General features: G+C 63.3%; 26 protein-coding genes and 1 tRNA gene. 18 read left to right on the top strand and 9 right to left on the bottom strand.

Going from position 1 to position 25,983, the window contains the following annotated elements; all coding sequences use genetic code 11:
- The first annotated feature begins 151 nt into the window (after positions 1 to 151).
- Together NKH35_RS13050 and NKH35_RS13045 are read left to right on the top strand one after the other, a co-directional pair.
- On the top strand, positions 152 to 883 hold the full coding sequence (locus NKH35_RS13050) for an SDR family oxidoreductase (protein WP_023693125.1): 732 nt from the start codon (positions 152 to 154) through the stop codon (positions 881 to 883).
- 146 nt (positions 884 to 1,029) lie between these two features.
- Positions 1,030 to 1,875, top strand: a complete 846-nt coding sequence (locus tag NKH35_RS13045; protein WP_023693126.1) for a fumarylacetoacetate hydrolase family protein — start codon at positions 1,030 to 1,032, stop codon at positions 1,873 to 1,875.
- Positions 1,876 to 1,956: 81 nt separating this feature from the next.
- Here the strand turns inward: NKH35_RS13045 and NKH35_RS13040 are convergent, their stop codons facing one another.
- Positions 1,957 to 2,976: an LLM class flavin-dependent oxidoreductase gene (locus NKH35_RS13040; protein WP_023683546.1), complete on the bottom strand. Its 1,020-nt coding sequence runs from the start codon at positions 2,974 to 2,976 to the stop codon at positions 1,957 to 1,959.
- A gap of 339 nt (positions 2,977 to 3,315) precedes the next feature.
- On the opposite strand from NKH35_RS13040, the gene msuE reads away from it, so the two are divergent.
- The 5 genes from msuE to NKH35_RS13015 all read left to right on the top strand — a co-directional run bounded on the left by msuE (position 3,316) and on the right by NKH35_RS13015 (position 8,020).
- A complete protein-coding gene (gene msuE, locus NKH35_RS13035) occupies positions 3,316 to 3,873 on the top strand; it encodes an FMN reductase (RefSeq protein ID WP_023683545.1) in 558 nt (185 codons plus the stop codon).
- 66 nt (positions 3,874 to 3,939) lie between these two features.
- Positions 3,940 to 5,316 carry an LLM class flavin-dependent oxidoreductase gene (locus tag NKH35_RS13030; protein ID WP_352914816.1) on the top strand — a complete coding sequence of 459 codons (1,377 nt, stop codon included), beginning with the start codon at positions 3,940 to 3,942 and terminating at the stop codon, positions 5,314 to 5,316.
- 25 nt (positions 5,317 to 5,341) lie between these two features.
- A complete protein-coding gene (locus NKH35_RS13025; RefSeq protein ID WP_023711343.1) occupies positions 5,342 to 6,190 on the top strand; it encodes an ABC transporter permease in 849 nt (282 codons plus the stop codon).
- Positions 6,191 to 6,232: 42 nt separating this feature from the next.
- Entirely contained in the window at positions 6,233 to 7,231 is a 999-nt protein-coding gene (locus NKH35_RS13020; RefSeq protein WP_023732650.1) for an ABC transporter substrate-binding protein, read from the top strand.
- A gap of 24 nt (positions 7,232 to 7,255) precedes the next feature.
- Positions 7,256 to 8,020: an ABC transporter ATP-binding protein gene (locus NKH35_RS13015; RefSeq protein ID WP_023683542.1), complete on the top strand. Its 765-nt coding sequence runs from the start codon at positions 7,256 to 7,258 to the stop codon at positions 8,018 to 8,020.
- Positions 8,021 to 8,062: 42 nt separating this feature from the next.
- Here NKH35_RS13015 and NKH35_RS13010 read toward each other — a convergent pair whose 3' ends face one another.
- The 4 genes from NKH35_RS13010 to NKH35_RS12995 all read right to left on the bottom strand — a co-directional run bounded on the left by NKH35_RS13010 (position 8,063) and on the right by NKH35_RS12995 (position 10,983).
- The gene (locus NKH35_RS13010) at positions 8,063 to 8,452 is read right to left on the bottom strand and encodes a hypothetical protein (protein ID WP_023683541.1); all 390 of its coding nucleotides are present in this window, start codon (positions 8,450 to 8,452) and stop codon (positions 8,063 to 8,065) included.
- A gap of 1,034 nt (positions 8,453 to 9,486) precedes the next feature.
- Positions 9,487 to 10,170, bottom strand: a complete 684-nt coding sequence (locus NKH35_RS13005; RefSeq protein WP_352914812.1) for an outer membrane protein — start codon at positions 10,168 to 10,170, stop codon at positions 9,487 to 9,489.
- A 171-nt stretch (positions 10,171 to 10,341) separates the two neighbouring features.
- Positions 10,342 to 10,417 (bottom strand) — tRNA-Ala (locus tag NKH35_RS13000).
- Positions 10,418 to 10,590: 173 nt separating this feature from the next.
- Entirely contained in the window at positions 10,591 to 10,983 is a 393-nt protein-coding gene (locus NKH35_RS12995) for a TIGR02300 family protein (RefSeq protein WP_023683538.1), read from the bottom strand.
- A 206-nt stretch (positions 10,984 to 11,189) separates the two neighbouring features.
- Between NKH35_RS12995 and aroA the strand changes: the two genes are divergently transcribed.
- From aroA to NKH35_RS12970, 5 genes are all read left to right on the top strand, one after another.
- On the top strand, positions 11,190 to 12,551 hold the full coding sequence (gene aroA, locus NKH35_RS12990) for a 3-phosphoshikimate 1-carboxyvinyltransferase (RefSeq protein ID WP_352914809.1): 1,362 nt from the start codon (positions 11,190 to 11,192) through the stop codon (positions 12,549 to 12,551).
- Between the two features lie 10 nt (positions 12,552 to 12,561).
- The gene (locus NKH35_RS12985; protein ID WP_352914807.1) at positions 12,562 to 13,506 is read left to right on the top strand and encodes an Abi-alpha family protein; all 945 of its coding nucleotides are present in this window, start codon (positions 12,562 to 12,564) and stop codon (positions 13,504 to 13,506) included.
- Positions 13,507 to 13,521: 15 nt separating this feature from the next.
- Positions 13,522 to 14,160: a (d)CMP kinase gene (cmk, locus tag NKH35_RS12980; RefSeq protein WP_352914858.1), complete on the top strand. Its 639-nt coding sequence runs from the start codon at positions 13,522 to 13,524 to the stop codon at positions 14,158 to 14,160.
- Positions 14,161 to 14,365: 205 nt separating this feature from the next.
- Positions 14,366 to 16,063, top strand: a complete 1,698-nt coding sequence (gene rpsA / locus NKH35_RS12975; RefSeq protein ID WP_023703671.1) for a 30S ribosomal protein S1 — start codon at positions 14,366 to 14,368, stop codon at positions 16,061 to 16,063.
- A gap of 248 nt (positions 16,064 to 16,311) precedes the next feature.
- Positions 16,312 to 17,133: an MOSC domain-containing protein gene (locus tag NKH35_RS12970; protein WP_352670981.1), complete on the top strand. Its 822-nt coding sequence runs from the start codon at positions 16,312 to 16,314 to the stop codon at positions 17,131 to 17,133.
- Positions 17,134 to 17,268: 135 nt separating this feature from the next.
- Here NKH35_RS12970 and NKH35_RS12965 read toward each other — a convergent pair whose 3' ends face one another.
- From NKH35_RS12965 to NKH35_RS12950, 4 genes are all read right to left on the bottom strand, one after another.
- Complete coding sequence (locus NKH35_RS12965) at positions 17,269 to 17,976, bottom strand: SDR family NAD(P)-dependent oxidoreductase (RefSeq protein WP_023693135.1); 708 nt, start codon at positions 17,974 to 17,976, stop codon at positions 17,269 to 17,271.
- 188 nt (positions 17,977 to 18,164) lie between these two features.
- On the bottom strand, positions 18,165 to 19,745 hold the full coding sequence (locus NKH35_RS12960) for a 5-guanidino-2-oxopentanoate decarboxylase (protein ID WP_352914803.1): 1,581 nt from the start codon (positions 19,743 to 19,745) through the stop codon (positions 18,165 to 18,167).
- Entirely contained in the window at positions 19,742 to 20,410 is a 669-nt protein-coding gene (locus NKH35_RS12955; RefSeq protein ID WP_023823892.1) for a TetR family transcriptional regulator C-terminal domain-containing protein, read from the bottom strand. The genes NKH35_RS12960 and NKH35_RS12955 overlap by 4 nt, the downstream gene beginning before the upstream one ends.
- Entirely contained in the window at positions 20,380 to 21,252 is an 873-nt protein-coding gene (locus NKH35_RS12950) for a dimethylarginine dimethylaminohydrolase family protein (RefSeq protein ID WP_023732643.1), read from the bottom strand. The genes NKH35_RS12955 and NKH35_RS12950 overlap by 31 nt, the downstream gene beginning before the upstream one ends.
- Between NKH35_RS12950 and NKH35_RS12945 the strand changes: the two genes are divergently transcribed.
- The 6 genes from NKH35_RS12945 to NKH35_RS12920 all read left to right on the top strand — a co-directional run bounded on the left by NKH35_RS12945 (position 21,179) and on the right by NKH35_RS12920 (position 25,944).
- Positions 21,179 to 21,334 carry a hypothetical protein gene (locus NKH35_RS12945; RefSeq protein WP_196813600.1) on the top strand — a complete coding sequence of 52 codons (156 nt, stop codon included), beginning with the start codon at positions 21,179 to 21,181 and terminating at the stop codon, positions 21,332 to 21,334. The two genes, NKH35_RS12950 and NKH35_RS12945, sit on opposite strands and share 74 nt — an antisense overlap.
- A gap of 144 nt (positions 21,335 to 21,478) precedes the next feature.
- Positions 21,479 to 22,294, top strand: a complete 816-nt coding sequence (locus NKH35_RS12940) for an ABC transporter ATP-binding protein (RefSeq protein WP_023671322.1) — start codon at positions 21,479 to 21,481, stop codon at positions 22,292 to 22,294.
- Positions 22,295 to 22,348: 54 nt separating this feature from the next.
- Positions 22,349 to 23,149 (top strand): transporter substrate-binding domain-containing protein, encoded by an 801-nt coding sequence (locus NKH35_RS12935; RefSeq protein ID WP_023671323.1) that lies wholly within the window; start codon positions 22,349 to 22,351, stop codon positions 23,147 to 23,149.
- A 156-nt stretch (positions 23,150 to 23,305) separates the two neighbouring features.
- A complete protein-coding gene (locus NKH35_RS12930) occupies positions 23,306 to 24,019 on the top strand; it encodes an ABC transporter permease (RefSeq protein ID WP_196814080.1) in 714 nt (237 codons plus the stop codon).
- Positions 24,019 to 24,828 (top strand): ABC transporter permease, encoded by an 810-nt coding sequence (locus NKH35_RS12925; protein WP_023732642.1) that lies wholly within the window; start codon positions 24,019 to 24,021, stop codon positions 24,826 to 24,828. The genes NKH35_RS12930 and NKH35_RS12925 overlap by 1 nt, the downstream gene beginning before the upstream one ends.
- 114 nt (positions 24,829 to 24,942) lie before the next feature.
- Positions 24,943 to 25,944, top strand: coding sequence for an Ldh family oxidoreductase (locus NKH35_RS12920; RefSeq protein WP_023714560.1), 1,002 nt, complete (start codon positions 24,943 to 24,945; stop codon positions 25,942 to 25,944).
- The last annotated feature ends 39 nt before the right edge of the window (positions 25,945 to 25,983 follow it).

The raw sequence follows: 25,983 nt of genomic DNA, 5'->3' as shown, positions 1-25,983 counted from the left end.
GGACATGTGTTCTTTAACCAGAAAAAACATTTGTTGTTTATGGACTGATGGATTGTGCAGGCCGCATAGTCGCGCCTGTCTGGCACAGGACGCCCCGGTCAGCCCGCATTAAATCGGGCCGAGAAGTGGCCAAAGAGGCGAGGAGAAACGCATGGCGGATCTGGCAGGCAAGGTCGTTGTCGTCACGGCGGCGGCGCAAGGCATCGGCAGGGCGAGCGCATTGGCCTTCGCCAAGGCAGGCGCCGTCGTGCACGCCACCGACATCAACGAGGCGCTGCTGGCCGAACTCGCCAAGACCTCCGGCATCAAGACCCGCAAGCTCGACGTCCTCAACGATGATGCCGTCACGTCGGGCTTCGCCGAAATCGGCCGCGTCGACGTGCTGTTCAACTGCGCCGGCTTCGTTCATTCCGGCTCGATCCTCGAGATGAAGGATGCCGATCTCGACTTCGCCTTCAATCTCAATGTCCGCGCCATGATCCGCACCATTCGGGCCGTGCTGCCCGGCATGCTGGAGCGCGGCGACGGCTCGATCATCAACATGTCGTCCGTCGCCGGCGCCGGCAAGGGCGTGCCCAACCGCTTCGCCTATGGCGTCTCCAAGGCGGCCGTGATCGGTCTCACCAAGGCGGTTGCCGCGGACTATGTCGCCAAGGGCATTCGCTGCAACGCCATCTGCCCCGGCACTGTCGAGAGCCCGTCGCTGCAGGACCGCATGCATGCGCAGGGCGATTACGAGGCGGCCCGCGCAGCCTTCATTGCCCGCCAGCCGATGGGCCGTCTCGGCACGCCCGAGGAAATCGCCGACCTTGCCGTCTACCTCGCCGGCGCCACGTACACCTCAGGCCAGGCCTATAATATCGACGGCGGCTGGTCGATCTGAGCAATAGCCTCGATCCGCAGGTCCAGGCTCGAACAGTTCTAAAGTCCGGCTTGCCCTAGGTCGGGTCCGATAGCCAGAGTCCGCCCAGTCATCGCTTGGCGGAGCGAGTTTTGAAAACGGCCTTGGGCCGCAATTTGGAGAGCAAGATGAAACTGCTGCGCTATGGCGAGATAGGGAGCGAACGCCCCGGCCTGCTCGATGCGGATGGAACGATCCGCGATCTTTCGGGTCATGTCACCGACATTGCTGGCAAGGCGCTCGATCCGGCGTCGCTCGAGACATTGTCGAAGCTCGATCCGAACTCGCTGCCGGCGGTTTCCGGCAAGCCGCGCCTCGGCGCCTGCGTCGCCGGCACGGGCAAGTTCATCTGCATCGGCCTGAATTATTCCGACCATGCCGCCGAAACCGGCGCCACCGTGCCGCCGGAGCCGATCATCTTCATGAAGGCGAGCTCGGCCATTGTCGGCCCCGACGATGATGTGCTGATCCCGCGCGGCTCGGAAAAGACCGACTGGGAGGTTGAACTCGCCGTGGTCATCGGCAGAAAAGCCAAATATGTCAGCGAGGCCGATGCGCTGGATTATGTCGCCGGCTATGCCGTTGCCCATGACGTGTCCGAGCGCGCCTTCCAGGCCGAGCGCCAGGGCCAGTGGACCAAGGGCAAGAGCTGCGACACGTTTGGTCCGACCGGGCCGTGGCTTGTCACCAAGGACGAGGTTGCCGATCCGCAGAACCTCAAAATGTGGCTGACGGTCAACGGCAAGACGATGCAGAACGGCTCGACCAGGACCATGGTCTACGGCGTCGCCTATCTCGTTTCCTATCTCAGCCAGTTCATGTCGCTCCACCCCGGCGACATCATCTCCACCGGCACGCCACCCGGCGTTGGGCTGGGCATGAAGCCGCCGGTGTTCTTGAAGGCTGGCGATGTGGTGGAACTGGGCATCGAGGGGCTCGGCCAGCAGAAGCAGACCTTCAAGGCGGATGCCTAGCCGCCTCTTCCCTTAGAGCGTTTCACCGTTTGCCGGCGAAACGGTCTATCTCTTTGTTTGCCCGGCGGCTGGCGCCTCTTGTCAGCGCCAGCCGAGAGCTGGCGCGACGTGCTTCAGGATGGCCTCGATGACGTGGGCGTTGTACTCGACGCCGAGCTGGTTGGGGACGGTCAGAAGCAGCGTGTCGGCCTCGGCGATCGCTTCATCCTCTTTCAGCTGCTTGACCAGCACATCGGGCTCGGCGGCATAGGAGCGGCCGAAGACGGCAAGCTTCTCAGGCTCGATATAGCCGAAATGATCTTCGCTGCTGCCGCCGCCGAAATAAGCGCGGTCGCGGTCGTTCACCAGCGCAAAGATGCTGCGGCTGACCGACACGCGCGGCTCGCGTGTATGGCCGGCTTCCTTCCACGCCGCACGATAAGCGCGGATCTGTTCGGCCTGCTGGATGTGGAGCGGCTGGCCGCCCTCATCGAACTTCAGCGTCGAACTTTGCAGGTTCATGCCGAGCTTGCCCGCCCATTCGGCGGTGGCGTTGGTAGCGGCGCCCCACCAGATCCGATCGCGCAGGCCGGCCGAGAACGGCTCGAGCCGCAGCATTCCCGGAGGATTGGGGAACATCGGCCGCGGATTGGGTTGCGCGAAACCTTCGCCGCGCAGCACGTCCAGAAACACCTCGGCATGGTTGCGCGCCATGTCGGCATCGCTTTTGCCGTCCTGCGGCACGTAGCCGAAGTAGCGCCAGCCGTCGATCACCTGCTCCGGCGAACCGCGGCTGATGCCAAGCTGCAGCCGGCCACCGGCGATCAGGTCGGCAGCACCCGCATCCTCGGCCATATACAGCGGATTCTCATAGCGCATGTCGATGACGGCGGTGCCGATCTCGATGCGGCTGGTGCGGGCGCCGACCGCGGCCAGAAGCGGAAACGGCGAAGCGAGCTGGCGGGCAAAATGATGGACGCGGAAATAGGCGCCGTCCGCGCCCAGCTCCTCGGCGGCGACGGCCAGGTCGATCGACTGCAGCAGCGCGTCGGACGCCGAGCGCGTCTGCGATTGCGACGAGGGCGACCAATGGCCGAACGAAAGAAAGCCGATCTTCTTCATGCGCGCATCCTGTTCTTTGATTCCAGTTGCCTACTTCGTCGCCCACGCGATCGGGTTCAATCGACACTCACACAACGCAGTGTCAATGCCGCCGGCCCTTGACGGTTTCGCGACGATACCCATCGGTGCGCAAAGGACCAAGGCCATGGTCCCCGGCGATGCCCTGCGCGACCGCGTCAGCATCTGCCGCGGCGCTTTTGGGGCCAAATGAACCAACCAAAGGCGATGTACCGCAAACTCCATTCGCTTCAGAGCCCGGTTTTGAAATCTTCTCGCTCATTTAATTCTATAAAATCGGTAGGCTTAATGCGGATAGTGCGTTGCGAGAAGGAGCCTCGGATGTCAAAAAAGCTGGTGGTGGGGTTGTCCGGCAACCTGACCCGTCCGTCCAAGACGAAGGCATTCGTCAGCCACATCGCCGGTGAGGTGGCGAGCCGGGCCGGCTCGGCTTTGAGCGTTTTCGACATCGAGGATCTCGGCCCGTCCTTTGCGCCTGCAAGACAGCTTGGCGATCTCGATCCGGCGGCGCGCGGTATTATCGAGCAGCTGCTCGGCGCCGACGTGCTGGTGGTCGGCTCCCCGACCTTCAAGGGCAGCTACACCGGGCTGTTCAAGCACTTCTTCGACCTGCTCGACCCGTCGTCGCTGCGCGGCAAGCCGATCATCCTGGCGGCGACAGGCGGCGGCGAGCGTCATTCGCTTGTCGTCGAACACCAGTTGCGGCCGCTGTTCGGCTTCTTCGAGGCGCAGACCCTGCCGACCGCGATCTACGCCTCGGACAAGGACTTTGCAGATGGCGTGCTGGTGTCAGAGGCAGTCAAGGCGCGAGCCCGGCAGGCGGTCGCCGAGGCATGCCGGGTGGCCGGCGTGCCCTACAGCGTCGTCCTTGCCGCCTGAGAGATCAGGAACACAACATTTCTTCCCGCAAGACCAGCCCGCATAGACCAGAAGGACGAACCTGCAATGACTCGAGCCAGCAAGTCCGATAGCAGGCCGCGGCAGATCAAGCTCGGCGCCTTCCTGCCCGGCGGCGGGCAGCATATCGCCGCCTGGCGTCATCCCGATGCGCCGGCCGACGGCGCCACCAATTTCGAGTTCCACAAGCAGCTGGCGCTGACCGCCGAGCGCGGCCTGTTCGACGCCTATTTCCTGGCCGACAACCTGACCGTCGGCCTCGGCGCCCGCGAGGGCGGCAACGCCAAGATCGCCGGCTTCGAGCCGGTGACGCTGTTTGCGGCGCTGGCGCCGCTGACGACGCATCTCGGCTTCATCGCAACGGCGTCCACCACTTATGAGGAGCCTTACACGCTGGCGCGCAAATTTGCTTCGCTCGACCTGTTGTCGAACGGCCGCGCCGGCTGGAACGTGGTGACCTCGGCCGGCGACGAAACGGCACGCAATTTCAACCGCGACGTCCAGCCCAGCCATGCCGAGCGCTATGCCAGGGCGCATGAGCATGTCGAGACGGTCAAGGCGCTGTGGGACAGCTGGGAGGATGACGCCTTCATCCGCGACAAGCAGTCGGGCCGTTTCTACGACAAGGACAGATTGCACGACATCGACCACAAGGGCGAGCATTTCAGCGTCAAGGGTCCGCTCAACGTGCCGCGCCCGGTGCAAGGACATCCGGTTGTCGTACAAGCGGGGCAGTCGGAAGACGGCCGTGGGCTTGCCGCGCACTCGGCCGAGGTCATCTTCACGGCCCATCAGAAGCTCGAGACGGCGCAGGAATTCTACCGCGACATCAAGGCGCGCGTGGCTGAAGTCGGCCGCGATCCCGACCAGGTGCTGATCATGCCGGGCGTCGCGCCCTTCGTCGGCCGCACCGAGGACGAGGCCCGTGCCAAATACCAACAGCTTAACGACCTTATCCTGCCCGAGGACGGTGTCGCCCTGCTCAACGGGCTGGCCGGCCAGACGCTCGACATCAGGGGCTATCCGCTCGACGGCCCGTTGCCGCCGAGCAAGGAAACCGAAGGCATGAAAAGCCGCCAGGCGCTGATCCGGCAGATTGCCGACGAGCACAATTTCAGCATCCGCCAGCTTTACCAATGGGTAGCGACGGCGCGCGGCCACTACACCATCGTCGGCAGCGTCAGGCAGGTCGCCGATCAGCTGGAGGAATGGTTCACCAGCGACGCGGCCGACGGCTTCAACATCCTGCCGCCCTGGCTGCCCGGCGGGCTCGACGATTTCGTCGACCTGGTCATTCCCGAACTGCAACGGCGCGGCCTGTTCCGCACGGCTTACGAAGGCCGCACGCTGCGCGAGAATCTCGGCCTCAGGCGCCCGGAAAATCCATGGACCGTCGCCCGCTCGACCGTCCTTGCCGCCGAATGACCTTGGCAATCGAAGGGGTGAAGCAATGACGCTGCAGCACATCGATCGGCAGATCACGGTTCGCCGCAGTGGTGGCGAAACCGGGCTCGGCACCGACTTCCTGAACCTCGGTAGCAAGGCGGCTGTTCGCTTCCTGAAGCGCTACGGCGTGCTTGCCGGCTTCCTGGCGCTCTGGCAGGTGGCGAGCAGCGTCGGCTGGGTCAACGCGGCGGTGCTGCCGCCGATCGACATGATCGTCGTCGCACTCTGGAAGGGGCTTGCCGGCGGCAGCCTGCTCGGCGACATCGCCATCAGCCTGCAACGCGCCGGCATCGCCTTTGCGGCGGCTGTCGCCGTTGCCATTCCGCTTGGCCTGTTCATGGGCCAGGTGCGCCCGGTCGAAACCGCGCTCGATCCGATCCTGCAGGTGTTCCGGCAGACGTCGGCGCTGGCGCTCTATCCGGTGTTCATCCTGCTCTTGGGACTTGGCGAGACCTCGAAGATCTTCGTCATCTTCTGGGCGACGCTGTTTCCGCTGCTGCTCAATACCACCAGCGGCGTCAAGGAAGTCGATCCCAAGCTGCTTGAAATGGCGCGCGTCTATGGTGCGAGCCGGCTCACCGTGTTTCGCCGCGTCGTACTGCCGGGCGCCGTGCCGTCGATCTTCGTCGGCTTGCGGCTGAGCGCCACCACCGCGCTGCTGCTGCTGATCGCGTCCGAGATGATCGGTGCCAACAAGGGCATCGGCTTCCAGGTGATGAACGCGCAGTACAATTTCCAGATCCCGCTGATGTTTGCGGCAATCGTCATCCTCGCCGGGCTTGGCCTGATCGCCAACCAGGCATTGGTCACCCTGCAGCGGCGGCTCTGTCGCTGGAGCAATCCTGTCAACTGAGCAGTCCGCCCCTCACCGTTTACCTCCAGGAAGGACCCGATCATGAAAATCACCCGCCGTTCGCTGCTTGCCGGCGCGCCGCTTGCCGCCGGCCTCATCGCCGCCGGCCTGCCGCGCATGGCCTTTGCGCAAGCCGCAGCCGTCAAGTTCCGCTACCTCGCCAGCCGTGGCAGCATCTCCCCGCATGAGCTGGCCGACGAGCTCGGCTACTTCAAAGGGCTCGGCGTCGAGCTGGAGAATGTCGGCTATTCCTCGGGTGGACCGGAATCGCTGTTTGCGCTGTCTTCCGGCAGCGTCGACATCGGCTCGGCCGCCACCGCGGCGGTGATCAACTCGATCTCGGGCGGCAACGACTTCGTCGCGGCGTATCCGAGCAACGGCATCAACAAGGATGTGAAGAGCGTCTTCTACGTGCTGGAAGACAGCCCGATCAAATCGATCGCCGACATTGCCGGCAAGACCATCTCGGTCAACACGCTCGGCGCTCATCTCGACTATACGGTGCGTGAGGCCCTGCACAGCGTCGGCCTGCCGCCGACCGCCGCCAACCTCATTGTCGTGCCCGGCCCGCAGCTTGAGCAGACGCTGCGCTCGCGCCAGGTCGACATTGCCGGCCTCGGCTACTGGCAGGCGACCTTTGCCGGCGCGCTGGTCGCCAATGGCGGCGTGCGCGGCGTGTTCGACGACACGCAGGTGCTCGGCGAACTCGCCGGCGGCTTCGTCGTACTCAGGCGCGACTTCATTGCCGCCAACCCGGATGCGGCGCGCAACTTCGTCGAACAGTCGGCGCGCGCCTCGGACTGGTCGCGCCAGAACCCGGACGAAGCCCGCAAGGTGCTGGCCACTATCCTCGACAAGCGCGGTGAAAACGGCGATCTCGCCCGCTACTGGACCGGCTTTGGTCTGCGCGAAGGTGCGCAGGCGACCGACCGCGACATCGACTTCTGGGTCGCCGTGCTGGAGCGCGACGGCCGTCTGGCCAAGGGCAAGCTGAAAGCCGCCGACATTCTGTACCGGCCCGGCGAAACCAAGATCAACTGAGCTCTGAAATAGCTGAGAGATGAGATGACCGGTTCCAACCGCGGCGGGGAGGTCTCGATCCGCGACCTGTCCAAATCCTTCAGCCTCGGCGGGCGCCAGCTTGCCGTGCTGCGGACGCTCAACCTCGACATTCGTTCGGGGGAATGCCTGGTCATTGTCGGCGCCAGCGGCTCCGGCAAGACCACGCTGCTGCGTATTCTGGCCGGGCTGGAGGCGGCCGACAGCGGCGGTGTCGCGATCGACGGCCAGCCGGTGCATGGCGTCGGCGCCGAGCGTGCCGTGATCTTCCAGGAGCCGCGGCTGCTGCCGTGGCTGAGCGTGCTCGGCAATGTCGCGTTCGGCCTCGAAGTGCGCGGTGTTCCCAAGAGACAAGCCGAGGAACGCGCCCGCTTCTACGTCGCCCTGGTCGGCCTTGCCGAATTCGCGGATGCTTTTCCGAGCCAGCTTTCCGGCGGCATGGCGCAGCGCGTCGGCATCGCCCGGGCGCTCACCGTGCAGCCCGAAATCCTTCTGCTCGACGAGCCGCTCGGGGCGCTGGACGCCATGACCAAGATCGGCATGCAGGAGGAACTGGCGCGCATCTGGAGCGAAGAGAACGTCACCATGGTGATGGTCACCCACGATCTGGAGGAGGCGATCTATCTGGCTGACCGCGTGCTGATCCTGCCCAAGGAGAAAGGCGGCGCGGCGCGGTTGATCGACATCGACCTGCCACGCCCGCGCGAGCGCAGCGAGAGCCGCTTCGTGCGCTATCGCGAAGAACTGCTGCGCGAATTCGGCCTGCACTGATCGGGGCAGGCGCGAACCGTAGGCTGACACTCGCTCTCGCGATTACTGCTTGGTGAACGTGCCCGTATAGGTTCGGTCGGCAAGCCCATAGGTGACGGCCAGCGTTCCGTCCGCCTGAATGACCGCGCTGACGTCCGCGCCATTGGGAAGGCGCCGCAGTTTCAACGTGTTGCCGAAAATCTTGCCTTCGCCATCGGCCACGCCCGGTTTGTTGTCGGCGACATCGCCCCAGGCATAGGTGGCGGTGACATTGCCGCCGCGCGTAATCGTCAGCACGGCGAGCTTGCCGTCATACATCCCGTCCAGCTGTCCGCCCCATATGCCGGAAAACGCGACATATTTGGCCGGGACGCCTTCGCCGGGCGGCATAACCCGCACGGATGGATCGAGGACCGCCGCACCATCCGGAGCAGAGATCGCGGCAGGCGCCATGGGCTGAGGTGCGGGCGCTGGCGGCGGCGATGATGGTTCAGGCGCCGACTGGCAGGCGACAAGCATGAATGCCGCGAAACCGAGCGTCGGAAAGAGACTGTTTGGTGGAGCCAATCGGGATCGAACCGACGACCTCTTGAATGCCATTCATAGGGCCTTTCTTTCGTTCTGTTTCCGTGCGTTGCAGCCAGTGTCCGGGAAGTTATTAGTTTCAACGCAAATCAGCTACGGTGCTTCCGTGAGTGTCGCCGGGTTGTCTATTTTATGGTGCCCTGGCGGTGCCCCGACCCTCCAAGCGGTGCCACAGTATGTCCGAAGGCGCCAAATCAGTCAAAATCACAAAGCGCGTGGTGGGCGCTACGAAGCCGAACGGCACGGACTTCTGTATTCGACAGCGAGCGGATCGGGTTTGGCCTTCGCGTTCGCGCCACCGGCGGCATTTCGTGTTATCTTGCGCTACCGAGCCTGGTCCGGGCGATCTGCGTGACAATTGCCAAGGTTGGCAAGGTGACGGCCACTCACGCGCTCGACGTGACGACTTAGCAGGCGTAGGTCTATGGGAGCCTTGGAGAGCGGTGGCTGGTAAGCCAGGCAGGTAAAGGGACCATCCAACCCGCCGCTCGTTCGTCTATGCTGGCTCATTCCAGCTACTCCAGACCGATTGCCCCCAGCTCAAGCTGGCGGGCTTTTTCGTGCGGCCCAAGAACATCCTTGGAGCGAGGATGTTCAGTCGCACCCGGACGTTCTTCATCGGTCGCCCGTGCTTTTCGCCCTTATTATTTGCTCTGCCGCCGGCGCCACTGTCTGTTGTCGGTGGCGAGGCCGCTATCACCTTCTGAGCGGGCTAGCGAGGGAGTGCCTTCGACGGTGAAGACGATTCCGGCCTCTTTAAACGCTTTGCGGACTGCCGCGATATCGTGAGGACGCGATTTCCTGAATCCGTTCTCGAGACCGCTGATCGCCATTCCGCTAAGGTCGACCTTTGCGGCAAGTCGCACACGCGACCAGTTCAGCAAGGCTCGTGCTGCTAACAGCTAGAATTTCATCGCGACGCCGACGCGGAAGTCGTGCGTCTGAACCGTGTGTTCGAGTGTGCACCCGCCACCGCAATATTCTAGCGATTTCTTGCCAAAGAAGGAGAAATCATACTCTCCGCGCAAAAACACGTTGTGGGTGAGTGCGACGTCTAAACCTGCTCCAACGATGCCGCCTACCAAGGTGGCATCGCGCTCCGCGTCACCACCTGGATAGAACGTCTTCAACTTTGCGGCGGTTACCCCCGCCGTGACGAACGGCATGTACGCTCCCATGTCCATTCCGACTCGACCCTTTACAGAGCCAAACAACCCGGTGGAAGCGTCGAGGACGCCTGGGCCAGGAATGTCGTTGAAGGTGTTCTTCTTGAAGCGATACCCAAGCTCGCCTTCGACGCCGTAGACAATCTTGCCCGACTGGAAGTTATAGCCCGCAAAGCCGCCGATTGTTGCCGAGCCGGGGCTGTGGGTAGCTCCGGCGCCAATGTTCGGCTCATGGATCTTGTAGTGCTCCAGCGTTCCCGCGCCGAAGATACCAGCGTAAGGTCCTTGCCAGGTCCATTCAGGGGTGTCCACAGGAGCAGTAATGGTGTCGGCGGCGATTGCCGGCGCGGTCACCGAAAGCGCGATAAGTGAAGCGAAAAGAAAGGCTTTCATCGGAATCCCCAGCAGAATGTCAGGCAACTAGTAGAATATGCCTGCAACTTTGTATGTAGCTAGGAAGCCACACCTGTCGGCAAAGTGTGCCCGCAGTGGAATCCGTCGACGTGAAACACTGCGGTGCCCCGGAACTAATCACAGTAACAGCGTTAAGCCAGCCGCGATGCTAAATGCATGGAAACATTGCAGACTGTTTGGTGGAGCCAATCGGGATCGAACCGACGACCTCTTGAATGCCATTCAAGCGCTCTCCCAACTGAGCTATGGCCCCACTCCGGCAGTCAGCCGTCGCCGTTGCCGGCGAGAGGTCCGGCGCGGGTTTCAGGACCGCGCCGTTTAGTGCAGGCGGCTTCTAACCCCGCCTTCCCTGAAGATCAAGCCTTCGAGGGCCGCTTTTTCGTCATAGCCCGTGAACGCCGCTAAATGCATGCGTTCGAAGCGTTCTTAGACTTCGTCGTCGTCGTCGCCGACGCCGATCATGTCGGCGACATCGTCGTCTTCTTCCTCTTCGTCCGCAAGGAAAGTATCGTCCTCATCGTCGCCTAGATCGACATCGTCCTCGTCGTCGCCCAGGTCGGGAAGCTCGTCGCCGGCCTTGACGTCTTCGTCGGCCTCTTCAAGCGAGACGACTTCAACGCCTTCTTCTTCCTCGGCGTCCACTTCCTTCTCGGCCACTTCCTCTTCCTCTTCGAGGGCGGCGATCTTGCCGTCCTCGAAATAGGAACGAGGATACGTCTTGCCCGTATAGGGCGAGACGATAGGGTCCTTGTTCAGGTCGTAGAATTTTCGGCCCGTTTCAGGGTCGACACGCTTTGTGCCAAGTTCGTTTTTTGCCACGTCAAGCCTCGTCAGTAAAAGAGTGGTCCCCTTAACCACAGTTTACCGCGCTGTCAAAGCGAAAAGCCGGCGTCACAAAACCAAGCACTGAAAGGCCTCGCGCCAAGCGGCGACCATGGGGATGACCATTTCCCCCCGCCGTGATACGAGACCGCCGCAACAAATGAAAAGCGCCGGTGCGCCGGCATTCCGTCCAGGGAAATTCCATGTCTCACGCCGCCGCTGCCAAGCCGGCCACCGCCCGCAAATCATCTGCCCTTTCCGGCACCGCGCGGGTGCCGGGCGACAAGTCGATTTCGCACCGTTCCATGATGTTCGGCGGGCTCGCGTCCGGCGAAACCCGCGTCACCGGCCTGCTCGAAGGCGAGGATGTGATGCGCACGGCTGCCGCCATGAAGGCGATGGGCGCGCATATCGAGAAGCGCGGCGCCGAGTGGGTGATCCGCGGCACCGGCAATGGCGCGCTGCTGCAGCCGGAAGGCCCGCTCGATTTCGGCAATGCCGGCACCGGCTCCCGCCTCACAATGGGCCTCGTCGGCACTTACGACATGGAAACGACCTTCATCGGCGACGCATCGCTGTCGGGACGGCCGATGGGCCGCGTGCTCGAACCCTTGCGCCAGATGGGCGTGCAGGTGCTGAAGGCGACGCCGGGCGACCGCATGCCGATCACGCTGCATGGGCCGAAACACGCCGCGCCCATCACCTACCGCGTGCCGATGGCCTCGGCGCAGGTGAAGTCGGCCGTGCTGCTGGCAGGCCTCAACACGCCCGGCATCACCACCGTGATCGAGCCGGTGATGACGCGCGATCATACCGAAAAGATGCTTAGGGGATTTGGCGCCAATCTCTCGGTCGAGACCGACGAGCGCGGCGTGCGCCACATCTTCATCGAGGGCCAGGGCAAATTGACGGGGCAGACCATCGCCGTGCCCGGCGACCCCTCCTCGGCCGGCTTCCCGCTGGTCGCGGCACTGATCGTGCCGGGTTCGGACATCGTCATCGAGAACGTGCTGATGAACCCCACCCGCACCGGCCTGCTTCTAACGTTGCAGGAAATGGGCGGCCAGATCGACATCTTGAACCCGCGCAATGCCGGCGGCGAGGATGTTGCCGATCTGCGCGTGCGCTACTCCGAGCTCAAGGGCGTCACCGTGCCGCCCGAGCGGGCGCCGTCGATGATCGACGAATATCCGGTGCTGGCGGTTGCCGCGAGCTTCGCCGAGGGCGAGACGTTGATGCAGGGGCTGGAAGAGCTGCGGGTGAAGGAATCCGACCGACTGGCAGCGGTTGCCAATGGGCTGAAGCTTAATGGCGTCGACTGCACTGAGGGCGAAGCAAGTCTGGCGGTGCGCGGCAAGCCGGGCGGCAAGGGGTTGGGCGGCCATCCCAACGGCCAGGATACGACGGTCCAGACCCATCTCGACCATCGCATCGCCATGAGCTTCCTGGTGATGGGGCTGGCGACGGAAAAGCCGGTGACCATCGACGACGCGGCCATGATCGCGACCAGCTTTCCGGAGTTCATGGGGCTGATGACGGGGCTGGGCGCGGAGATTGGGGCTTGAGGGCGACAAAATGGGAGAGAATGACTCTAATAAGAAGGTAGGGATAAATATCGACGTTGGTATAGGAGCCAAAGCTGAGATTAAGGCGGAAATCCCACCCCAGTCTTCCGGTCGCTTGCTAGATGCCTTGACGGATATCATCCGACCGATATCCGAAGCTCGTGGTTTGCGCGCAGATCAGATTCGGCTTCAACGGGAGGACGTTCTAGTTGAAATAGCCAAGATTGCCCGAAAGCGGCTAGACATAGAAAGCGGCCAATTTAGTCCGATTCCTAACAAGGTTTTGATTCCTGCCCTCGAGAAAGCCTCTCTTGAGAGCCCCGATGATACCGAAATGATGGAAAGATGGGCGGAGCTCATCGCCAGCGCAGCGACGGGCAGCGGGATATCTCCCCATCTTGTAAATGTACTGTCTGAACTTTCTTCAAATCAAGCTGGACTGTTAGAGAGAATATTCTGGGTAGGAAACGCGACCGATGAAAAAGATTTCAAAACCGACCAGGAGGACAGGCGATACAGAGATCGAGTAAATTCGATCGCCTCGGAGCGGCCGATTATTCATCATCCCCGTAGAACTCTAGTCCTTGCAGGTGCCATTCGTAGACTTGTTTCTATTGACGGTCCTTACGAATCTTTCTTTTATTTTGCACAATGCATTTTGCCAGGACCCGGCTCTTTTTACATGAGCGCCGCTGTGTCGAATAAGGAATTCGGAGATTTAAAGTACATGCAAGATGTCTTTAGTGAAGGCATCAAAGTTGACATTGCCGTACTTAAAAATTTATCGCTAATTGAGAAGCAAGATATTTCATTCGAAATGAAAGATGGCAGCCTAATATGCTCTGTTGATCTATATCGTATTTCCTCGTTTGGCTATTACTTCTTAAAAATGTGCTCGCACAACATTAGGGAATTCCTGAATAATTCCGGAAAGAAGGAAGATGAAGTTTCCTAAATCGGAAAAACAATGATGATAATCGCCATCGACGGCCCAGCCGGCGCCGGCAAAGGCACCCTTGCCCGGCGGCTCGCCGACCATTACCGCCTCAATTTGCTCGACACCGGCCTCACCTACCGCGCCGTTGCCTATGCGCTGCTTCAGCACGCGCTGCCGCTCGACAATGTCTCGGCGGCTGAAACCGCCGCGCGTCAAGTCGATCTGGCAAAGCTCGACCGAGCCGTGCTGTCGGCGCATGCGGTTGGCGAAGCGGCCTCGAAGGTCGCGGTGTATCCGACCGTGCGGCGCATCCTGGTCGAAAAGCAGCGCGATTTCGCCAAAACGCCGCCGGGCGCGGTGCTCGACGGGCGCGACATCGGCACGGTCGTGTGCCCTGACGCCGACATAAAACTCTATGTGACGGCGAGTGCGCAGGTGCGGGCGCAGCGCCGGCTGGCGGAAATCGAGAGCATCGGCGGCACTGCCAATTTCGCCGAAATCCTTGCCGATATCATGCGCCGCGACGAGCGCGACATGGGCAGGGCCGACTCGCCGCTGAAGCCCGCCGCCGACGCGCACTTGCTTGATACCTCCGAAATGGCTATAGAGGCCGCGTTTCTGGCGGCCAAAGCGATCATCGACGACGCCTTGGCCAAGAGAGATAAAGCCTGATCCAGGGTTTTCCCGCTGCCACCGATTGCCGGAAGCGAAGAAAATACCCATATCGGGCACGAACCAGCCTGCCAGCATTCTTCATGCGCCGGAATTGCCGCTTAGGCGGCCCAGGGCTTTTGTAGCCCGGAACGCCGGCAGGCCAACGCAACGCTAACCCACGGCGCCCGTCCCGCTTCAGATGCGGGGCACTCCAGGAGAAAATATGTCAGCTGCAAATCCCACTCGCGACGATTTCGCGAGCCTGCTCGAAGAATCATTTACCGCCGGCCACTCCGGCGAAGGTCAGGTCGTCAAGGGCACGATCCTGGCGATCGAAAAAGACATGGCCATCATCGATGTCGGCCTCAAGGTCGAAGGCCGCGTGCCGCTGAAGGAATTCGGCGTCAAGGGCAAGGACTCGACGCTCAAGGTCGGCGACACGGTCGAGGTCATGGTCGAGCGCATCGAAAACGCGCTGGGCGAAGCCGTCCTGTCGCGCGACAAGGCCCGCCGCGAAGAGAGCTGGGTCAAGCTCGAAGAGAAGTTCACCAAGGGTGAGCGCGTCGAAGGCGTCATCTTCAACCAGGTCAAGGGCGGCTTCACCGTCGACCTCGACGGCGCCGTGGCCTTCCTGCCGCGCAGCCAGGTCGATATCCGCCCGATCCGCGATGTCTCTCCGCTGATGCACAACCCGCAGCCCTTCGAGATCCTCAAGATGGATCGCCGCCGCGGCAACATCGTGGTGTCGCGCCGCACCGTGCTCGAGGAAAGCCGCGCCGAACAGCGTTCGGAAATCGTGCAGAACCTCGAAGAAGGCCAGGTTGTCGAAGGCGTCGTCAAGAACATCACCGATTACGGTGCGTTCGTCGACCTCGGCGGCATCGATGGCCTGCTGCATGTCACCGACATGGCATGGCGCCGCGTCAACCACCCGACCGAGATCCTCAACATCGGTCAGACGGTCAAGGTGCAGATCATCCGCATCAACCAGGAAACCCACCGCATCTCGCTCGGCATGAAGCAGCTCGAGAGCGATCCGTGGTCCGAGATCGGCACCAAGTTCCCGATCGGCAAGAAGATCAAGGGTACCGTCACCAACATCACCGACTACGGCGCGTTCGTCGAGCTGGAGCCGGGCATCGAAGGCCTCATCCACGTTTCGGAAATGTCGTGGACCAAGAAGAACGTGCACCCCGGCAAGATCCTGTCGACGACGCAGGAAGTCGACGTGGTCGTGCTCGAGGTCGATCCGGCCAAGCGCCGCATCTCGCTCGGCCTCAAGCAGACGCTCGAGAATCCGTGGCAGGCTTTTGCCGCGAGCCATCCGGTCGGCAGCCAGGTCGAGGGCGAGGTCAAGAACAAGACCGAGTTCGGCCTGTTCATCGGCCTTGAAGGCGACGTGGACGGCATGGTGCACCTCTCGGACCTCGACTGGACCCGTCCGGGTGAGCAGGTCATCGAAGAGTACAATCGCGGCGACATGGTCAAGGCGCAGGTGCTCGACGTCGACATCGACAAGGAGCGCATCTCGCTCGGCATCAAGCAGCTGGCCAAGGATACGGTCGGCGAAGCCGCGACTTCAGGCGAACTGCGCAAGAACGCGGTCGTCACCTGCGAAGTCACCGGCATCAAGGATGGCGGCCTGGAAGTGCGGCTGGTCGACAGCGGCATCGAAACCTTCATCAAGCGCAACGACCTCAGCCGTGACCGTGACGAGCAGCGCCCCGAGCGCTTCTCGGTCGGCCAGAAGCTGGACGCCCGCGTCATCGCCTTCGACAAGAAGACCCGCAAGCTGCAGGTCTCGATCAAGGCGCTGGAAATCGCCGAAGAGAAGGAAGCCGTCGCACAGTACGGCTCTACCGACTCCGGCGCTTCGCTAGGCGACATCCTTGGCGCCGCGCTGAAGAAGCAGGGCAGCTAAGCCGCTTCGCGCGCAGCGCGTAAGTCGCTTCGCGCAAGCGTAAACCTCGGCTGCGCCTCACGCGCGGCTTGAACAAGAAGACCCGCGGGCCGCAAGGCTCGCGGGTTTTTTCATGCTCGGCGACGCGGTTGGCACAAGACAAAGACGGCGGAACCCCTTCAATTCCGCATGCGCGGCTGTAGGCTCGGCTGTCGTTGCAGACGTAAACACGGAAGTCCGGCCCTTCGGGCAACGGAGAAGCATGCGCGATGAAGGTCGTCGAACTCTATCGCTATCCGGTCAAGAGCCTGCGCGGCCATGCCGTGCCGAGCGCCGACATCGAGACAATGGGCATGGAAGGCGACCGCCGCTGGATGGTCGTCGACAAGGATGGGCAGTTCCTCACCATTCGCCAGATACCTGATATGACGACGATCGACGTCGAGCATCGCGAAACGGGCATCCTTTTGAAACATGACAGGCATGGCTCGCACTTCGTCGAGGCTCCGGCTCCCGGCACCGCGCTCCGGCAAGTCAAGATCTGGAAGGATATGGCTGCCGCGCGGCCGGGCGATCCGGCCGCCGGCGCCTATCTCTCGGCTATTCTTGGCCGGCCCGTCGATCTCGTCTATTTCGACGATCCGCAAAACCGGCCGGTCGATGCGGAATTCGGCCAGCCCGGCGATTTCGTCGGCTTTGCCGACGGTTTTCCGCTGCTGATCGCCACGACAGGCTCGCTGAACCATCTGAACAGCCATCTTGCCAGGCCCATCGAGATGGCGCGGTTCCGGCCAAACATCGTCGTCGACGCAGACGGCGCATGGCTCGAAGACAGCTGGAAGACGATCCGCATCGGCGCTGTCGAGTTGCGCATCGCAAAGCCTTGCTCGCGGTGCGTCATCACGACCCGAGATCCGTTGAGCGGCGAGCAGCCGGACCCGCGCGAGCCGTTGCAGACGCTTGGCAAAATCCACCGCTCCGCCAAGGGCGGCATCATCTTCGGCCAGAATGCGATTCCCAACAACGCCGGCGCGATCGCCATCGGCGACGCAGTCGAGGTCGTGGAAGCGGGCGTCTCGAACCTGACGTAGTCGCAGGCCTTCTAATGCCGTGGAGGCGTCGGCGGTCGCCATGATTGAATGGCTAACCTCCGCTGTAGATCAGGCGAGGTCGGCAAAGGCCGCCATCGGAAGCCAAACCAAATGAGTCGCCTGCGCGGCGGAACTTCAGGCGCGGCCGTAAAGTGGCGCCAGCGTTCCGCTCATTGCCAGATTGGCCGGTGATGCCAGATAGGCGATTGCCTCGGCGGCGGCTTCGAGGCTGACCCATTTGCCGAAATCGGAATCCGGCATGTCGGCGCGGTTGGCCGGCGTATCGAGCGTCGAGGGCGCTACCGCGTTGACCAGTATGCCTTTATGCTTCAGCTCTTCCGCCATCGCCACGGTCATCGCCGCCACTGCCGCTTTGCTGGCGGTATAGGCGACCATGCCGGCGCCTCTGCGCGGGTCGAGCCCGGCGCGTGCCGTGACATTGACGATGCGGCCCGCTGTGTTCGAGCCCAGCATGGAGCGTACTGCCGCGCGGCAGCACAGAAAGGCGGTGCGGGCGTTGGTGTCCATCATTTCGGCAAAGGATGCGGATTCGATTTTCTCGACGGGGGCCATGGCAAAGCCGCCGGCCAGATGGATGGAGGCCCACAATTCGGGAACGCTGTCATAGAAGGCATCGACCTTGGCAGGATCGGCGAGATCGACATTATGCGCCAGCCGGACGCGATCATGGGCCGCGAAGGGGAAATGCGTGGGGGCCGACGCGTGGGCATTGGGCACATGGCAGATCGCGCCGTCCGCCAGCAATTTGCCGACGACCGCGGCACCCAGCGCCCCGGTGCCACCGGTCACCACGATATGCTTGCCCTGAACTGTTTCCGTCATCCTGGACGCTCCTGTCGTTTCTTATGATTATGTCGCTTGTCGTGCCGCGCCGACGCAGAGCGTCGCGCCTTTTGCACGATCACTCAACCGACATCTCGACATGGCAGTTGTTGCGTCTTTGCATCGCTCGAAGCCGCCGACCGCCCCTTCCGACCCCCGCGCATGGACATCCGGCGCGCGGCCAGGCGTCAGTCGATGGTGATTTCGATGACGTGCGGCAGTCTGGTTGCGCGTGCGCGCTTGAGCGCATCGGCGAGACCGGCAGTACCGGCAAGCCGCTCGGCTGATATACCATAGGCCTCGGCCAGCTTGCAGAAATCCGGCGGCGCCGGGGACACGCCGACCGGCTCGACGCCGACATCGAGCATCGACGTTTCGATCTCGCGATAGCCTCTGTTGTTCCAGACGACGAAGATGACCGGTGCGGGTGCATCGAGCGCCGCGCCTAGCTCCGGCAAGGTGAACTGGAAGCCGCCGTCGCCGGTCAGGCAAACCACCGGCACGCCGGGCATGGCGAGCGCTGCGCCGATCGCCGCCGGCGGCCCGTAGCCGAGCGCGCCGAAACCGGTGGCGGCGTTGAACCAGCCGCCTGGCCGGTCATGGTCGTAATAGAGATTGGCGGCGTAGATCGGCTGGGTGGAATCGCCGACGATGATGGCGCCCGGCAGTGCGTCGCGGATGGTTTCCACCGCACGCACCTGCGCGGCATAGGCCGGGCTGAGCTCGGCAAAGGCCGCCTTTCTCGACGCGGCTGCGCGGCTCTCGCCGTTCTTCGCTGCGGCATGATCAGGGTGGAGCGCGCCTAGCAGTGCACCAAGCGCCTCCGCGCAATCGGCCTGGATGCCGACGCTCACCGGGCGGCGGGCGAGCTGGTCGGCGCCGATATCGATGCGGATCAGATTGGCGGGCAGCACGAAGCCGCCGTCGCTGTAACCGTCATAGTCGGTCGGGCCGAATTCGGTGCCGGCGGCGATGACCAGATCGGCGTCTGCCATCAGCGCACGCACCGCCTTCAGGCTGGGGCTGGCCGGCACGCAAAGCGGATGCGCGTGCAGCAGACCGCGCGCATTGGCGGTCTGGACGACAGGTGCGCCGAGCCGCTCGGCCAGGCGCTGCAGTGGCTGTTCGGCGCGCTTGGCGCCGCCACCGGCAAGGATCAGCGGTCGGCGCGCGGCTGCGATCAGTTTGGCTGCCTCGGCAATGGCCGCGCCATCCGGCGCCGGCGGCGCTGCATTGGTGAGCGAAGCAGCGATGCCGTCGGCCGGTTTGACCATGACGTCGGTCGGGATCTCGATATGGACGGGGCCCGGCCGCGACGACGAAAACAGCGCGAAGGCCAGCGCCAAAGCGCCAGGCAATTCGCTGGCCTCGGTGACACGCTGCGAAAACAGCGCCACCTTCTCCATCATGCCGCGCTGGTCCGGCAGTTCGTGCAGGAAGCCCAGTCCCTTTCCCAGCGTCGGCATCGCGTTGACGCCCGAAATCACCAGCATCGGCACCGAATCGGCGCGCGCCTGGCCCATTGCGGTGATGGTGTTGGTCAGCCCCGGTCCGGTGATGACAAAGGCAACGCCCGGCCGGCCGCTGGCACGGGCATAGCCGTCGGCCATGAAGCCGGCGCCCTGTTCGTGACGCGGCGTGACATGGCGTATCTTTGAACGCGCCAGCCCGCGGTAAAGCTCGACAGTGTGGACGCCAGGAATGCCGAAAACGGTGTCGACGCCATGCGCTTCGAGCAGCGTGATCAGCGCTTCGCCGATGGTGGTCATAGCTTCTCTCCCTTTTGCGGCGCGAGGCCGAGCTCGGCCTCTATGGCTTTGACGCCGATCGCCGCCAATTCGCCAGGCGAGAACATCTCTGCGGCCAGACAGCCTTCGATCCAGAGCCCGTCGATGATCGCGTTGATGGCAATGGCATGGCGGCGCAGTTCATTTGCGTTTGGCCTGCGCTGCTCGGCGCCGAGCACTTCGGCAACGACTGCTTCCACCTCGTTGCGAAAGCCAAGATAGCCTTCGCGGTGGGCGCGAGCCAGGCTCGGATCCGCGCCGGCGCGGCCGATGAAGGTTGCCCACAGCGAAAACACGCGTGCATCGATGATCGGCGCGTTGAGGTTGGCGGTAACGAAGGCCGCAAGGCGCTGGCGCGGCGAGGCGTCTTCCATGAGCAATGCCGCCTTCGCCCGCTCGGTCATGCGGCCCATCAGCGCCGCGTACGTTTCCTGCAGCAAGTCTTCCTTGCCGGGGAAATAGTGCCGGATCAGCCCGGCGGTGACACCGGCGCGCAGTGCGATGGTGCGCAGGCTGGCGCCCTCCAGCCCATGTTCGGCCACGCTGTCCAGGGTCGCGTCAATCAGATCCTGCCGCCGCCGCTCCTCGCCCTCGCGGCGGAACTTGCGGCGCTCATTCATTGCCGCAGGATGGGCCGCGTCAGGCATGTCGGCCCACCTTCGCAGGCGATGCAGAGGGCATCCGCCTCGAAGATTTGAACCGTGCAGCCGGCGGCTTCCATCGCGGCCCTGGTCTTGGGAAAGCCGGCGACGGCAATGACCTTATGCGGGCTGGTCGGCAGCACGTTCAGGCTGAGGCCGTTGGACGCGGCAAACTCTTCGGCGTCGCCTTCCACCAGCCGGATGCCGCGCGCCTTCAGCAACTGATAGAACGGCGCCGGCAAAAGCGGTGAATAGACCAGGGCCAGGTCGTCGGCCAGCGGGCTGATCACCGACATCAGATGCAGGCACGCCTCCTCGCCCTGCCACAGCGGCAGATCGAAACCGTAGACGGAAATGCCGAGCGGCGTCAGCAGATTGGAAACCTGCTGTATGCCTTCCTGGTTGGAGCGCACCCCGCGCCCGATCACCAGCGTGCTGGCATCCAGCCAGACGCAATCGCCGCCTTCTACCTGGCCGGGAGCCTGGACGCGGCCGAGGATGGGAATACCCAGGCGTGTGTAGGTTTCCTCATGCAGCGATGGCTCCCGGGCGCGCAATGGCTTGCCCATGGACAGGATCAGCGCGCCGCGGTCGGTCATCAGCGACGGGTCGTGGGTGAATACGGAATCCGACAGCCCGTCGGCCTTGTCATCGATCCATTCGATTTCGGCGCCGGACGCCGTCACCAGCTCAGCGAGAGCCGCGTGCTGCGCCGCCGCTTTCGCCGGGTCGAAACCCGGGCCATAGTGCCAGGTAGCCCGGTCGGCACCGCGCATGGCATTGGCCGCCGACCGCATCAGCACGCGCCGCAACGGCGCCGCCATGGATTGTGATCCGAAAGCGCTCATCAGTGCCCTTTTCAATGCCGTGTTCAAGGTGAAAAAAATGGAAAAAATTTCATCGGAGGCTATTTATACACTTGCACAATAAGGCCGCAAGTGCCGTAATGAGCGGGATTGACGGGCTCGCGCTGTTGGGTCCATGCTGAAGTCTGGAGTGGGCATTACAGCGTATGTTGATTAGCCGGATAGACGTTCGACGATCTGCCGTGGACCCTGTGGCAGAGGTTCCCCGGTGAGCGCGGCGGGAACCGCCGCAGTCCAATCCGGCAAGGCGCAGGACGGCGCCGCCGAAGCCATCCATGTCGAGAACCTGCACAAGAAATTCGGCCATCTGCATGTGCTGAAAGGCGTTTCGCTGTCGGCGCGCGACGGCGAGGTGATCGCCATTATCGGCGGCTCGGGTTCCGGCAAGTCGACGCTGCTGCGCTGCATCAACTGCCTGGAAAACCCGACCAGCGGCATCATCCGCGTCAATGGCGAGGAGATCAAACTCAAGGCCGACAGCCACGGCCACACCGTGCCCGCCGACCGCCGGCAGATCGAACGCATCCGCGCCAAGCTCGGCATGGTGTTCCAGAACTTCAACCTGTGGAGCCACATGACGCTGATCGAGAACGTCATCGAGGTTCCGGTGCATGTTCTGGGCGTCAGGCGCGACGTGGCGATCAGGGAAGCCGAAAAGCTTTTGGCGCGCGTCGGCCTGGCCGAAAAGCGCGACGTCTATCCGGCCTATCTCTCGGGCGGCCAGCAGCAGCGCGCGGCGATCGCCCGCGCCCTGGCCATCAACCCGCGCGTCATGCTGTTCGACGAGCCGACCTCGGCGCTCGACCCGGAGCTGGTCGGCGAGGTGCTGAAGGTGATCGGCGACCTGGCGCGCGAGGGCCGCACCATGGTGCTGGTCACGCATGAAATGAAATTCGCCCGCGAGGTCGCGACCCATGTCGTCTACCTCTGCAACGGGCTGGTCGAGGAAGAGGGGCCGCCGGAGCAGATATTCGGCGCACCGAAATCCGAAAGGCTGAAGCAGTTCATCCGCAACATCGGCTAGGACAAGCCGGGACGGAAGAAAACCGGGAACCAACAACAAACTGGGAGTCGTGACATGAAGACTGTTCTGAAAACATTCGCCGCAGCGCTGCTGCTCGGCGTTGCCGCCATGGGCGTGGCCAAGGCCGATCCGGTCAAGATCGGTGTCGCCGCCGAGCCCTATCCGCCCTTCACCTCGCCGGACGCTTCCGGCAAATGGGTTGGCTGGGAAATCGAGTTCATCGACGCCGTCTGCGCCGAGGAGAAGCTCGACTGCGTCATCACGCCTGTCGCCTGGGACGGCATCATCCCGGCGCTGACGACCAAGAAGATCGACGTCATCGCCAGTTCGATGTCGATCACCGCCGAACGCGAGAAGACCATCGACTTCTCGGATAAGTACTACAACACGCCGACCGCCATCATCGGGCCGAAGGACCAGAAATTCGGCGCCACGCCGGACGATCTCAAGGGCAAAGTGCTCGGCGTGCAGGTGTCGACCACCCATTCGGCCTATGCGAAGAAGCATTTCGGGCCCACGGCTGCCGAGATCAAGGAATACCAGACGCAGGACGAAGCCAACAACGATCTGGCCGCAGGCCGCCTCGACGCCGTCCAGGCGGATTCGATCGCGCTCGACGCATTTCTGAAGTCGGACCAGGGCAAGGCCTGCTGCGATCTGAAGGGCATGGTGGCTCCGGACGATGAAGTGCTCGGACCGGGCGTGGGCGCCGGCGTGCGCAAGGAAGACACCGACCTTAAGGCCAAGATCAACGCCGGCATCAAGGCGATCCGCTCGAACGGCAAATATGACGAGATATCGAAGAAATACTTCGATTTCGACATTTACGGTGGTGGCGGCGCGCAGTCGAACTGACGATCCTCGCATGAGCTAGGGGGCATGGCGTTAGCGCCATGCCTCCCTGCCCGATCTTTCCCAGACATGCTTGCCGCCGGCGCTGCCGTCGGCGGTTAGAGCCAGCATCCGGGGGCGACGCTGATCGACGCACTTCTTTCGGCCTCGGCGGCCGGCATCATAGAGCTCCTTTCGCCCAATCCGCCGGGCTGGGGCGGCACGCTCTTGCTTGGACTGCTCCATTCGATCGAGATCGCGCTCGGCGCCACCGTCCTCGGTCTCCTGATCGGCACCGGTGGCGCCTTTGGCAAGCTTTACGGCGGTCCGGTCGTGCGCGACCTGCTGGCGGTTTACACCACCATCGTGCGCGCCGTGCCCGAACTGGTGCTGATCCTGCTGCTCTATTATGCCGGGACGGACCTGATCAACCAGGCGCTGACGGCAATGGGCTACCAGCGCGTCGACATCAGCGGCCTTGCCGCGGGCATCGCCGTGCTCGGCTTTGTCCAGGGTGCCTATTCGACCGAAGTGATCCGCGGCGCCATCCTGGCCATACCGCAGGGCCAGATCGAAGCCGCCCGCGCCTATGGCATGTCACCCGGGCTCATGCTGCGGCGCATCACCTTGCCGGCGATGCTGCCCTTCGCCATACCCGGGCTCGCCAATCTGTGGCTGATCGCCACCAAGGATACGGCCCTTCTGGCGGTCGTCGGCTTTTACGAGCTGGCGCTGGCGACGCGGCAGGCTGCGGGGGTCACCAAAGCCTATTTCACCTTCTTTTTCGCCGCGGGCGTGCTCTATCTCATCTTGTCGCTGGTCTCCAACCTGCTCATCGGCCGCGTCGAGGCCTGGTCGCGGCGCGGTATGCCGTCGCTCAAGGATGCGCGCTGATGGCCGGAGAAGCGACCATCATCAACGCTGCCGCGCGCACGTCGCTGTGGCTGCAGCCGCATCGCATCGTGCTGATCCTGGTCGCGATCGCGCTGGTTTTCGGCGCAGCCTTCTTCATGCGCTGGGATTGGCTGCCGCAATATTACGAAATGGGGCTTCTCGGCATCTGGCGGTCGCTGTGGATCCTGGCCGTCACCTGCTTTCTCGGCTTCCTGCTCGCCGTGCCGCTCGGGCTGGCGCAGGCCGCCGGCCCGTTCTGGCTTTCCGCCCCCGCCAGGACATTCTGCACCGTCATCAGGGGCACGCCGCTGCTGATCCAGCTATGGCTGCTCTATTACGGGCTGGGCTCGCTGTTTCCGCAATTTCCCTGGATCCGCGAATCCTGGATGTGGCCGTATCTGAGGCAAGCCTGGCCTTATGGCGTGCTGGCACTGACCTTGTCCTTCGCCGGCTATGAGGGCGAAGTAATGCGCGGCGCCTTTGCCGGCGTGCCGAAGGGGCAGTTAGAGGCGGCCCGCGCTTTCGGCATGAGCCGCTGGAAGATTTTCCGCCGCATCTGGCTGCCGCAGGCCATCTACCGGGCGCTGCCGACGCTGACCGGCGAAACCGTGCTGCAGCTGAAGTCGACGCCGCTGGTGGCGACGATCAGCGTCATCGACATCTTCGCAGTCTCGTCCAAGGTCCGGCAGGACACCTACCTCACCTACGAACCCTTGCTGCTTTTGGCGCTGATCTACATGATCATCACCGGCATACTGGTGTTTGCATTCAGCAAGATCGAGGCGCGCATACCGAACAAGGTGGGCTAGGGAATAGTGAGCAGGCAGTAGTGAGTAGTCAGCATATGACCGGGAAACCGCTTGCTTTCGCTACTCCCTACTGACTACTCCCTACTCACTCTCACCACCAATCGGGTCCGCACCATGCAACTCTCTCTAGACCAGGCAACAGGGCTGTGCCGGATGGCGGCGCTCGGCGCCGGCGCCAATGAGGAGGCGGCGCGGTCGCTCACCGCCTCGATCATTGCCGCCGAGGCGGAAGGGCTTTCGACCGTCGGGCTGACCCATTTCATCGATTACCTCGAAGCGCTGGAAGCCGGCCGCATCGACGGCAATGCCGATCCGGTGATCACCAGGCCGGCGCTCGCCGTCTATCTCTCCGATGCGCGTGGCGGCCTCGCCCATACCGGCTTCGACCGCACCATCGACGACCTCGCCAAGGCGGCAAAGCTGTTCGGCGTCGCCATCTTCTCGCAGAAGAACGCCTATACGTGCGGCGCACTAGGCTATTTCACCGGGCGTCTGGCGCAGCTGGGATTGGTCTCCTTCGCCGCCACCAACGGGCCGGCGGTGCTGGCAGGCTCGGGCTCGGTCAAGCCGGTCTATTGCACCAACCCGATGTCGTTTGCGGCACCCGCCGCCGATGGCGCGCCGCTGGTCATCGACCAGTCGTCGAGCGCCACCGCCTTCGTCAACATCCGCAAGGCGGCCGAGGACGGCAAGAAGATCCCCGAAGGCTGGGCGCTGGACGCCAGCGGCAACCCGACCACCGATCCGGCCGCTGCCATGAAGGGCGCCATGCTGGCCTTCGGCGGCCAGCGTGGCGCCAACATCGCGCTGATGGTCGAAGTGCTGGCGGCTGGCCTGTCGGGCGCCAACTGGTCGCTCGACGCGCCCTGGTTCTCCGGCGGACCGGACAGCCCGGGAACCGGCCTGTTCGTGCTCGCCGTCGAGCCCAAGCTGCTCGACCCGGATTTCGAGCAACGCATGAAGGACCAGCTCGACCGGCTGCGCCGGCGCTTTGGCGTGCACGTGCCGGGCCGGGCGCGGGCCGAAGCGGCCGAGAAGGCGCAGGCGCGCGGCATCAATGCCCCCAAAGCCGTGGTGCAGCGCATTTCCGAATTCGCCGAGCGCTATTCGGGCTGAAGCAGTCCTGCGACAACGGATTTTTACGCGACCTGGCTG

The sequence above is a fragment of the Mesorhizobium sp. M1143 genome (assembly GCF_040318435.1).
Classification (GTDB): domain Bacteria; phylum Pseudomonadota; class Alphaproteobacteria; order Rhizobiales; family Rhizobiaceae; genus Mesorhizobium.
Note: the sequence above shows the minus strand (reverse complement) of the source record. Positions and strands in the feature narration are given on the sequence as shown.